Origin of the sequence: Bradyrhizobium sp. SZCCHNR1053, from assembly GCF_032381235.1 — a bacterium.
In the GTDB taxonomy this organism is placed as follows: Bacteria; Pseudomonadota; Alphaproteobacteria; order Rhizobiales; family Xanthobacteraceae; genus Bradyrhizobium.
The window spans coordinates 636,424-646,610 of the sequence record NZ_JAUHJM010000003.1; the positions used below are offsets into that span (position 1 = coordinate 636,424).

General features: G+C 65.7%; 12 protein-coding genes. 5 read left to right on the plus strand and 7 right to left on the minus strand.

Annotated elements, in window-relative coordinates; translation table 11 throughout:
• Positions 1 to 66: 66 nt before the first annotated feature.
• Complete coding sequence (bla, locus tag QX051_RS12115) at positions 67 to 954, plus strand: subclass B3 metallo-beta-lactamase (RefSeq protein WP_315776236.1); 888 nt, start codon at positions 67 to 69, stop codon at positions 952 to 954.
• A 12-nt stretch (positions 955 to 966) separates the two neighbouring features.
• On the opposite strand, the gene solA is transcribed toward bla, so the two are convergent.
• The gene (gene solA / locus QX051_RS12120; protein WP_315776237.1) at positions 967 to 2,160 is read right to left on the minus strand and encodes an N-methyl-L-tryptophan oxidase; all 1,194 of its coding nucleotides are present in this window, start codon (positions 2,158 to 2,160) and stop codon (positions 967 to 969) included.
• Positions 2,161 to 2,181: 21 nt separating this feature from the next.
• Positions 2,182 to 2,946: a crotonase/enoyl-CoA hydratase family protein gene (locus QX051_RS12125; RefSeq protein ID WP_315758028.1), complete on the minus strand. Its 765-nt coding sequence runs from the start codon at positions 2,944 to 2,946 to the stop codon at positions 2,182 to 2,184.
• Positions 2,947 to 3,198: 252 nt separating this feature from the next.
• On the opposite strand from QX051_RS12125, the gene QX051_RS12130 reads away from it, so the two are divergent.
• A complete protein-coding gene (locus tag QX051_RS12130) occupies positions 3,199 to 4,014 on the plus strand; it encodes a hypothetical protein (RefSeq protein WP_315776238.1) in 816 nt (271 codons plus the stop codon).
• A 26-nt stretch (positions 4,015 to 4,040) separates the two neighbouring features.
• Here the strand turns inward: QX051_RS12130 and QX051_RS12135 are convergent, their stop codons facing one another.
• Positions 4,041 to 4,415 carry a hypothetical protein gene (locus QX051_RS12135; protein ID WP_315772929.1) on the minus strand — a complete coding sequence of 125 codons (375 nt, stop codon included), beginning with the start codon at positions 4,413 to 4,415 and terminating at the stop codon, positions 4,041 to 4,043.
• Positions 4,415 to 4,744: a hypothetical protein gene (locus QX051_RS12140; protein ID WP_315776239.1), complete on the minus strand. Its 330-nt coding sequence runs from the start codon at positions 4,742 to 4,744 to the stop codon at positions 4,415 to 4,417. Before QX051_RS12140 ends, QX051_RS12135 begins: the two co-directional genes overlap by 1 nt.
• Positions 4,745 to 5,205: 461 nt before the next feature.
• Between QX051_RS12140 and QX051_RS12145 the strand changes: the two genes are divergently transcribed.
• Positions 5,206 to 6,474: a DUF892 family protein gene (locus QX051_RS12145; protein WP_315776240.1), complete on the plus strand. Its 1,269-nt coding sequence runs from the start codon at positions 5,206 to 5,208 to the stop codon at positions 6,472 to 6,474.
• 424 nt (positions 6,475 to 6,898) lie between these two features.
• On the opposite strand, the gene QX051_RS12150 is transcribed toward QX051_RS12145, so the two are convergent.
• On the minus strand, positions 6,899 to 7,156 hold the full coding sequence (locus QX051_RS12150; protein ID WP_315740867.1) for a hypothetical protein: 258 nt from the start codon (positions 7,154 to 7,156) through the stop codon (positions 6,899 to 6,901).
• 280 nt (positions 7,157 to 7,436) lie between these two features.
• Positions 7,437 to 7,793 carry a hypothetical protein gene (locus QX051_RS12155; protein ID WP_315776241.1) on the minus strand — a complete coding sequence of 119 codons (357 nt, stop codon included), beginning with the start codon at positions 7,791 to 7,793 and terminating at the stop codon, positions 7,437 to 7,439.
• A gap of 313 nt (positions 7,794 to 8,106) precedes the next feature.
• Here QX051_RS12155 and QX051_RS12160 point away from each other — a divergent pair, with 313 nt between their 5' ends.
• Complete coding sequence (locus QX051_RS12160) at positions 8,107 to 8,799, plus strand: phytanoyl-CoA dioxygenase family protein (RefSeq protein ID WP_315776242.1); 693 nt, start codon at positions 8,107 to 8,109, stop codon at positions 8,797 to 8,799.
• Positions 8,800 to 8,903: 104 nt separating this feature from the next.
• Here QX051_RS12160 and QX051_RS12165 read toward each other — a convergent pair whose 3' ends face one another.
• Positions 8,904 to 9,197: an HdeA/HdeB family chaperone gene (locus tag QX051_RS12165; protein WP_315740865.1), complete on the minus strand. Its 294-nt coding sequence runs from the start codon at positions 9,195 to 9,197 to the stop codon at positions 8,904 to 8,906.
• Positions 9,198 to 9,512: 315 nt separating this feature from the next.
• Between QX051_RS12165 and QX051_RS12170 the strand changes: the two genes are divergently transcribed.
• Positions 9,513 to 9,917, plus strand: a complete 405-nt coding sequence (locus tag QX051_RS12170; RefSeq protein WP_315740864.1) for a nuclear transport factor 2 family protein — start codon at positions 9,513 to 9,515, stop codon at positions 9,915 to 9,917.
• The last annotated feature ends 270 nt before the right edge of the window (positions 9,918 to 10,187 follow it).

The window sequence follows — 10,187 nt, forward strand, 5'->3', positions numbered from 1 at the left end:
GATTGCCCCGCCGCGGTCGCAATGACATAAAATGATTTCATAACAACAATACATCGGGAGGCCGGAATGAAAAGAATGATGCTGCTCGCCGCCACACTGTCGCTCGTGGCCGGCTCCGCTGCAGCGCAATCGCTGCCGGACCTGATGAAGCAGATGGTCGCGGCGTGGAATAAGCCGACCGAGCCGTTCAAGGTGATCGACAACGTCTATTACGTCGGCACCAACGGGCTCGCCTCCTACCTGATCACCACACCGCAGGGCCACATCCTGATCGATACCGTGATGCCGGAATCGACCGCACAGATCGAGGCCAGCATCGGCAAGCTCGGCTTCAAGGTCGCCGACATCAAATACATCCTCAACACCCACGCCCATATCGACCACACCGGCGGGCTGGCGCAAATCAAGCAGGAGACCGGGGCGCAGATGGTGGCGGGCGCCAAGGACGTGCCGCTGCTGGAAGGCGGCTTCTATCCGGGCCGCGAGGAGGAGCGCTATCTCGGCTTCCCGCCGGTCAAGGTCGACCGCGCCGTGCGCGAGGGCGACACCGTCACGCTCGGCGGCGTCACCTTGACGGCGCACGAGACGCCGGGCCATTCGCCGGGCTGCACCAGCTGGACGGCCGACGTGAAGGATGGCGACGCCACCCGCAGCCTGATCTTCTTCTGCAGCGCCACCGTGGCGCTGAACCGGCTGGTCGGCCGTCCCACCTATCCGGGCATCGTCGACGATTACAAGAAGACCTTCGCCTGGGCCAAGACGGCGCATCCCGACATCCTGCTGGCGCCGCATCCGGAGATGTACGACATGGCCGGAAAGCGAGCGAAGATTGCCGACGGCGCGCCCAACCCGTTCGTCAAGCCGGGTGAATTCAACGCCTATCTCGACAAGCTCGAGACGCAGTTCAACGAAGGCCTCGCCAAGCAGACGGCTGCGCTGCAGTCCGCAAAGTAGTTGCGGCGTCCGCTATGCTGGATCGGCGGCGGCGAGCCGGTCCAGTGTGAAGCCGGAGAGGTCGACGCACGGCGTCTCGCCCCGGGCCATCGCCGCGAGCGCCTCGCCGACGGCCGGCGAATGCTTGAAGCCGTGGCCCGAGCAGGCCGAGGCGTAGATCACGTCGGCGTCACCCGGATCGTGGTCGATGACGAAGCGGCCGCCCGGCGCGTTGGTATAGAGGCAGACCTCGCTGCGCAGGCAGCGCGGGCCGAGATCCGGCACGAAGGGGCGGACATAGGTCTCATAGGTCGCGGCGATTTCGTCCGCGGTCACCTCGCGCGCCACGTCGTCGGGATCGGTCTCGCCGGTCATCACTTCATTTGCGATCTTCACGCCATTGTCCTGCGAGCCCAGCCAGGGAAAGCCATAGATGTCGGAGGCCGCGCGGCCGCGGCCGGTGACGTCCCAGATGAACACCGGCGTGCCCGGTCCAAAATGCTGCGGATTGGACAGGAGCTCGAACCAGTACAGCACCTGCCGGGTGATGTGGACGCGGCGGCGCAGCGGCGCGATCATCTCGGTGATCCATGGTCCGGTGGTGACGATCAATTTGTCGGCCGACGCCGTCGTGTCGTCGTCCATGGTCACGGTGAGGGCGCCCGCGGCACGGCGAAACGCTGTCACGCGCCGGCCGGTCAGCAACTCGGCGCCATGGCGCGCGGCGACCGCGAGCTCGGTGCGCACGCAGTCCTCGACCAGGAGATAGCCGCCTTCTCGATCGAGAAAGGCGCGATCGCCGGGCGCGGTGGCAAAGGCCGGATAATCCGCGCGCAACCGCTCCGCGGAAAGCGTCTCGCCGTCGACGCCGTGCAGCCGCGCCGCGGTTTCGATGTTGCTGAAGAACTGCGCGCTGCTGACGCCGTGGACCTCGCCGCCGTGCTGGCTCGGAATGAACAGGCAGCCGCATTGTTCGAACAGCCGCGTGCTGGTTTCTCGCTCCAGCGCGCGCCAGATCGCGTGCGAGCGCTGCGCCAGCGGCGTGTAGTCGACGCCTTCGCCGATCGCCGCACGGGTGATGCGGGTCTCGCCATGGGTCGAGCCGAAGCGGTGCGGCGGCTGGAAGCGGTCGATGCCCAGCACGCGCCTCCCGGCCTTGGCAAGATGCAGCACGGCGGCGCTGCCGACCGCGCCGCAGCCGATCACGATGACATCAAACTGCGCCATGCGCGCCCGCCGCGGCCTCGCTCATTTCTTCTTCTTGCGCGATAGGAACGCCTTGAACGCGCTGACCGCCTCCTCGGAGGTCATGCGCTCGGCGAACAGATAGGCCTCCTGGTCGATGCGCCGGGTCAATTCGTCCGGCGCGGTGCGGATCAGCTTGCGCCCGATCGCCACCGCCTCGGCCGGCAGCCGGCAGATGTCGCGCGCCACCTTGTGCGCCTCGACCTCGGTGTGGCCCGGCGCCACCACCGTGTTGACGAAGCCGGCGATCTGCGCATCCGTCGCCGTCATGGTGCGCCCCATCACCAGCATCGCGAACGCCCGCTGATAGCCCATGGTCTGCGGCATCAACAGGCTCGAGGCGCCCTCGGGCACCAGGCCGAGATGGATGAAGGGCGTCGAGAACGTCGCCGTGGTGGAGGCCAGCACGTAATCGCAATGGAACAGCATCGTCGTGCCGATGCCGATCGCGACGCCGTCGACCGCGGCGATGATCGGCTTGACGTTATGCGCCAGCGAATACAGGAACTTGGTCGCCGCCGAGGTGCGCGCGGCGTCGTTGCCGGCCGACCCCGCATGCAGGAAGTCCTCGAGGTCGTTGCCGGCCGTGAACACGCCAGAGCCGCCGGTGATGATGATGCATCGCACCAGCGGATTGTTCTGCGCGGTGTCGATCGCATCGCTCATGCCGAGATACATGGCCTGGGTGATCGCGTTCTTCTTCTCCGGGCGCCTGAGCTTGATCGTCCGCGTCTCGCCCTCGTCGGTCACGATCAGATGGTCGGTCATGGGCCCCTCATGCGTGTGCGCCGGCCGCTGCGTTGCCGCCGATCAATTTGTCCAGTCCTGCATCTCGCCGCAGCCTACATCATCCGCTGGTCGCGCCAAGGGCTGAAGCGGTCATTGGTCGCGGAGGGAATGCGGGCGTGATCGCAGGCGAGCGCTCGCCATGATACTCGCCGTGGTTTACGAGTGGTTTGCAACAGCATCGGTGTCCGCTATCGTCCCGCGCAGAACTGCGATCTTTTGCAAGGCAATTCGATGACCAAGGTCTTTTCAGTGCTGCTGTCGCTGCTGCTGCTCTGTCACGCCTTCCCGGGGATCGCTGAGGCTGCCGCCACCAACCGCGCGCTGCTGTCGCTGTTCTGCGCGTCCGGCGCGATCGCGGGCACCACCTGCAAGCGCGCCAGATCCTATCCCGACTCCGAGGGGCGCCGCTGTGACGTCACCCTGAAGCCGGAGCGGCAGCAGGGACGTTTCCTGGCCTCCAGCAATCCGCTGCTGGTCGTGAGCTATGGCAGCGGCTGCGAGCCGCACGCGACCGATTTCGGCGGCGCCGTCGTGTTCGAGCAGGTCGGCGGCGCCTACAAATTTCGCGGCTTCCAGCCGGGCATGCAGGTGAATGAATGCGTCATCTCCACCGCCAGGGACGAAGCGCAGGACGTGCTCGTCTGCCTGACCGGGCATATGGGGCAGGGGGTGGTCGAGACCGGCGTGGCGCGCGTCGGCTTCGCCAGTGCCCGCGCCGGGTCCGTCGAGATGTCCTACGATTTTCTGCTGCAGGCCGAGGACACGACGGGAGCCTACCTGACCAACATCGTTAGCTGTTCGGAGCAGCTCAAATATTTCGGCCTGTCGAAGCTCGCGGCCGGGCCAACCCCCGGCAGCGTGGTCGCCGCCGTCAGCTACGCCGATCGCGAGACGATCAGCACGGCCTGCGCCAAGGGCTTTCCGAAGCCGAAGGACGCGGAGGACATGCGCGAACTCGCACCGGGTGAAGCCTTTGTGCCGGACGGTTACGCCAAGAGCGGCAGCGTCATCATCGAGATTGCAAGCCGCTCGGCAAAGTTGCGCTGAGTCTGCCGCGGTCCAGTTGTCGCGCCTCAGCGTGATCCGTCCGGGCGGGGCGGGGCAGCCGGCGGGCGCGGGCCGGCGGCCGGCGATGCCTGCTGTCGGACAGCCTCGCGCCGCAGTGCCTGCTCGAGCACGATCAGCCGCGTCGCCATGCGGGTCAGCTCGTCATGCACGGAGCCCTGAACGCCCTGCACGGCATGCTGCACCTCGCGCAACGCGTCGCGCTGGGTCTCCGCCTTGAGCACCCTGAACTCGGCCTCGATCGAGGTCAGGCGGTTGTTGACCGCCCTGATCGCCTCGGCGATCTCCTTCTGGCCGTCCTGCAGCGCGCGCACGTGATCGACCAGCCGCAGATGATCGGTCAGCTCCTCGACCGTCTTGCCGATATTGCTGCGGCCCCACATTACTTCACCGACCTCAGCAGGGTCCTGATCGTCGCCAGATGGTCCTCCGGCGATCCGAGCCGCGCCGAGATCGCGCTCATCAGATCCTTGCGCAGTTCCGACAGTTCGTCCTCGGGCACGATGCGCTCGACGGGTTCATCATAGGCCATCCGCCGCGGCTCGACCTCGACGGGGCGCGGCGCGACGTCGAAATAGGGTGGCCGCTCGTACACCGGGATGTGCGGCGCCTGACGCGATGACGTGACGCGCGCGAGACTCGGAAACCGTGGTGGCGGCGTGCGCGCCGGACGTTCGATCTGATCGATCAGCGCCGCCAGCGCGACGTCCATGTTGCTGTCGTCAGGCTCATCGTCGACAACGTAGGACGGCTTCCGCAGTGTCGCCCCATTCGCGGGCGATGATGACGTGAATGACGATGCGTGGTCGCGGAGTCGCGCGATGACCCGGCGGACTCGCGCGCCGAGACCTGGCTTCTCCCTGGCCGGTGTTCGCATCAACATGTCACTCTCCAGCGGAACAGCTTAGGCGAGCAGGGAAAAGCTTAGCAAGAGGCAGTCGTCGAGCTGCCAACAGGATGTATGGCGGTAGCCGGCGCAGATGCTTGCGCGCGCCGGTCCCACAGGTCCGTTGCCGGGGTGTCGTCTGCGCCCGCCTATAGTGCGACAGTGTGCATAAGAAGCGACCGGCGCAGGCAGCCGGCGCTCGGGTTCCGGGGCGAGAGGTAAGGAACAACCATGTGGTCGGGCCGTTCGGACATGACTGCGTCCCCTCCAACGCTCCGAGGCCCCCGATGTATCACCACGTCAAGAAGCTGATGTTCACGGTTCGTGTCGACGAGCCCGATCCGCGCTTCGGCAACATGCTGCTCGAGCAGTTCGGCGGCGCCAATGGCGAGCTCGCCGCCGCCATGCAGTACTCGATCCAGGGCCTCAACTGCGAGGATCCCGACCGCAAGGACCTGTTGATGGACATCGGCACCGAGGAGCTCAGCCATCTCGAGGTCGTCGGCACCCTGGCGCGTCTGCATCTGAAGCCGTCGAAGTTCGATCGCGAGGCCGCCGAGGCCGATCCCTTGATCGCGATTGCCGGCGGTGGCGGTGTGAACCTGTTCAACTCGCAAGGCAATGCCTGGACCGCCGATTATCTGAAGATCACCGGCGAGCTCGACGTCGACCTGCGCAGCAACATCGCCGCCGAGGCGCGCGCCAAGATCGTCTACGAGCGGCTGATCAATTTCACCGACGATGCCGGCACCAAGGACGCGCTGCAGTTCCTGATGACGCGCGAGATCACCCACATGAAGGCGTTCGCGGCGGCGCTGGAGAGCATGGGCAAGCCGGCCTTCAGCATCGGCCGGCTCGCGCCGACGCTGGGCCTGGTCGACCAGTTCTTCAACGATTCCACGGGCTCCGGCGATCATGGCGAGATCGATACCCGCGGCCCCTGGAACGAGGGCGGCGACTGGGTCTTCACGGAGTCGCCGGCGATCCAAGCCGGTGAGCCCGGCGCGGCGTCGTCGATCGTCACCGAAAGCTCGCCGCCGGCCGACGAATCCGGCCTGAGCGATCTGCTGATGGACGAGCTGCGCGACATCCTCCATGCCGAGAAGCAGCTCACCAAGGCGCTGCCGAAGATGGCCGAGGCCGCGCGCTTCGATCAGCTGCGCGAATTGTTCGAGCAGCATCTGGTCGAGACCGAAGCGCAGATCGAGCGCATCAACGAATGCTTCGAGCTGCTCGGCAAGACGCCGCGGGCAAAGCCCTGCAAGGGCATGATGGGCCTCATCGAGGAGGGCCAGGAGATCATGACCCAGGCCGAGGACAAGGAGGACGCCGCCGCCGATCTCGCGCTGATCGGCGCCGCGCAGCGCGTCGAGCACTACGAGATGTCGGGCTACACGACCGCGCGCAATCTCGCCTCCCAGCTCCGCCACAGCGCCGTCGTCGCGCTGCTGTCGAAGTCGCTGGCCGAGGAGGAGAATGCCGATCAGCTCCTCAATCAGGTCGCGCGCTCCTTGATGTCGGTCGCCAAGATGCCGGCCGCGATCGAGCAGGCGTGAGGCGGGGAGCGGGACCTGCGCGGTGCTTGCGCCATGCAGGCCGCCGTGGCGCGCAGACGCCACCGTGGAGCGCAGCGCAGACATTGCGTCACAACAACTGTCATCGCCCGCGCAGGCGGGCGATCGAGTACTCCGAAACGGTCGACTTCAGTCGAGACGCCGCGGCGTACTGGATACCCCGCCTGCGCGGGGTATGATGACCATTTTCAGGGCGCCGCGTGTGCCCTGAAGGAGGGGGCGAGCGTCACGCCTTCGGCCGATATGCTCTGCATCTTGCGATGCGCCGCTCTCTCCCCGGCCGTCATTGCCTGGCATTCACGCGCGAACGGCGCAGCCGTTCGACGCAGCGCGCGGGAGCCCGGAATCCATAACCACAGGCGATCATGGCCGGACGAGAGCCATCCCTTGCGAATCTTTCGCCCGCTTACTCCGTATAGCTGTGCACCCGCTCCGCCCTGCGGAAATGGTTCGTCGACAGGCAGCGCCGCGCCCGGCTGATCTGCGCATCGGTGGCGCCGCGGCTGCGCGCATACATCTCGGCCACCTCGGCCGTGTATTTCTCCACGTAGTAGCGCACCTCCGAACAGGACATCCGGGTCTCAGGACCGGCCTCGTTGGCCGCCTGCACCTCGGACCCCATCGCCAGGATCAGAATCCCCGCGCCGATCACACCCCGCAACATCGACATCCTCCCCATTGTCGCAGCTGCCTGCTAACAGGCGTGACTCGGAGCGAGGGCGCAAATTAACAATGACACGCGCGTGACATCGTCAGCGCAGTGTGGCTTCGCGGTGTCACCGGACGTGACGGTTGAGCATCGCCTGCAACCGTCGCCGGGCGGAATGGCCTGTCCCCCGTGCCGCCCTGACAGTGTTGAGAGATCGAACGGTTCCGGCTTCGGAACCTACGCCTCCGGTCGAGACGGCATCTGAGCGAAGGCGCGTCGCGCGTCCTGCGAGGTCTCAGGTCGTCACGGTCGAGCTCGCCGTGCCCGCGCTGCCCGAGACGCCGTTGCTCACGGCGCTGTTGGTCGCGCCTTGCGCGTTGTAGGTCTGCGCGCCCTTGCTGCTGCCGTCCGAGCTGGCGGCAGTCTTGGTCACCTCGGTCGAACCGTCGGAATAGGTGATCGTCGTGGTGGTGACGCCGTCGAGCGTGATCGAGACCTCGCTGACGACGGTCTTGCCCGACGACGAGCCGCCGCTGCCGGAGGAGCTTTCCGACGTGCTGTCAGCCGAGCTCGTCGCCGAGGTGGATGATGTGGCCGAGGTGGTTTGCGACGAAGGCGCCGCGAGGGGCGTCGTGACGGAGCTGATCGACATGGGACTCTCGCATGAAGAAAGGGCGGGTGCCGCACGGGGCGCGGCACGCTTCTTCAACGCAGCCTCCGCGCCAAGCTGGCGCAATGAGTTGCGTCTGAGTGTGTCCGGATGCTGCGGTCTTCATGCGGGGTCATCGAAACTTGCGGCCAGCCGCGCCGTCCGCGGTATAGTCTTCTGTCGCAGGGTGGCACACCGAGACGTTGCGGATCACCTTCGCGCCTCTCTTGCTCTCCCGGCGCAAGTTCGGATTGATAGCGAAGAGCGGGGAGAGTGATTGCCAAGCACCGGCGCCGCGCTCTAGTCTCCCTCATGCATGACCGTCGCACTCTCTCCCCAGCAAGCCTCACTCGTCGCGGAAACGGGTGCGCTGCACATCGCGGCCGCGCTCGATGCGTCCGCCCTGCGCGCTCTCTTCGAGGCGCTGTCCGGCCACGCACCGGAGCAGGCGGGCAGCCGGCTGCACGGCGTCGCGGCGCTCAGGCCGTTCCTCGCCAATGCCGGACCGGTCGGCGCCGCCGCTGCCGCGGTTCTCGGTGACGCCACTCGCCCGGTGCGGGCGGTCTATTTCGACAAGACGGCCGCGTCGAACTGGGCCGTGCCCTGGCATCAGGACCGCACCATCGTCGTCCGCGAGCGCATCGAGGTCACCGGGTTCGGGCCCTGGACCATCAAGGGGGGCCTGCAACACGTCGCGCCGCCCTATGAGGTGCTCGCGCGCATGGTCACCCTGCGCGTCCATCTCGACGTCGTGCCGGACGGCAACGCGCCGCTGCTGATCGCTCCAGGCTCGCACCGCCTCGGTCGCATTCCGGAAGGCGATGTGGCCGCGACGGTCGCGCGTTGTGGCACGGCGACGTGCTGCGCCGACGTCGGTGACATCTGGCTCTACGCGACGCCGATCCTGCACGCTTCGGAGCCCTCAACCCAGCCCGGCCATCGCCGGGTGCTGCAGATCGATTTTGCCGCGGACGAACTGCCGGGCGGGCTGGAGTGGCTCGGGGTCTAGACGAAGAGAGGGGCCGAGCAGCCGCAAAGTCACCTGCGGTGGCGTGCGGGCGGAAAGCGTGTTCATTCGCCTGCGCGCTGACGATCCGCAGCCATCCTATTTGCCTATTTGCCGAGGATCTTCTCCGCCGCGGTGACGATGCTGACCGTCGGATGCTCGGCGCAGTACTTGCCGAACTTCTTGGCGTTCTCGACGAATACCTCGGTGTCGAAGATCGCCTCGTCCTGGTCGCCCTTGTACCAGCCGTCGAGCCAGATCAGCACCATCTTGATACCGTCGTCGCCGCTCTCGACGAACTGCTTGCAGCTCATGGTGGAGAGATCGAGAACGACGGCCGACGCCGGCGCGGACGACAGCATCAGGGCCGCGGCAAACAACGTCGCAACGACAGATTTCATATTCTTGCTCCGAATGGATTTGGTGAAAAACAACGAACTATGCAGAGGCTTCGCGAATGAGGAGCCGAACTGCGTGACCATGGTCGAGCCGGCACCTGAGCAGATAGAACTGGCTGGATCGATGGCGGAAGTCAAGAACGGCAGCGGCTTCAATCAGAGGAAGCGCGGCGGGCTACGCCTTCGGCTAGCTGGCCCATGCTCGCTCCATCTCTCCGAGGTAAGCGAGCACAGTTGAAGGCGAAGTATTCGATTGACTCAATTGCAAGTAGATCAATGAGCAGCTAAGGTCTTCGTGCTGAACTTTGGGAGGTGCCGATGGAAAATCGCGAAGTACTCCTCGAGCAGGTCAGGCGCGCATACAAGGCGCGCGACACGGGGGCGTTGGACGACCTGATGGCAGAGTGTCATCCGGACGTGGTGTTCACACTGGCTGGCGACCGGAACGCCACCAAAATGTTGGGGTGCATGTGTGGTCACCCCCAAGTCAAGGAGGGCTTGGCCAAGCTCATCGATACGTTCGAGTTCGCGCAGCGAAATATCCTGACCGAACTGGTGGACAACGATCGCGTGGCCGTGCGTTCCCGCCTCACCGTGCGAAGCTGTCCGACGAATATGACGCGGGAAACCGAGATACTCGACCTCTTCAGAATTCAGGATGGGAAGATCGTCGAACTAATAGAGTTCGCCGACACGGCGCTCATCCAGACGATGGCGTCGTAAGCCGGTTGAGCGCTACGTGGCGACCACCAGAGCGGCTCGCACTGCGACCTGCGTGGTGCGGCGTCGGATCATTGTCCCGGAAGTGAACATTATCCCGGAAGTGAATGGCTGACTGAGGCAGGGCTTGAACTTTATCGGCAATCGACCTGGTTCCTTCCGGTTTGCCGGAGCGCAGGGAAGCGCGCTTCCGACCCGTCGAGGCTGGGCAAGAATCCGAATTAGGGGGGTGAGAGGGCTCGGCGCGGTGCAATTTCGAGCCATGACTGCATC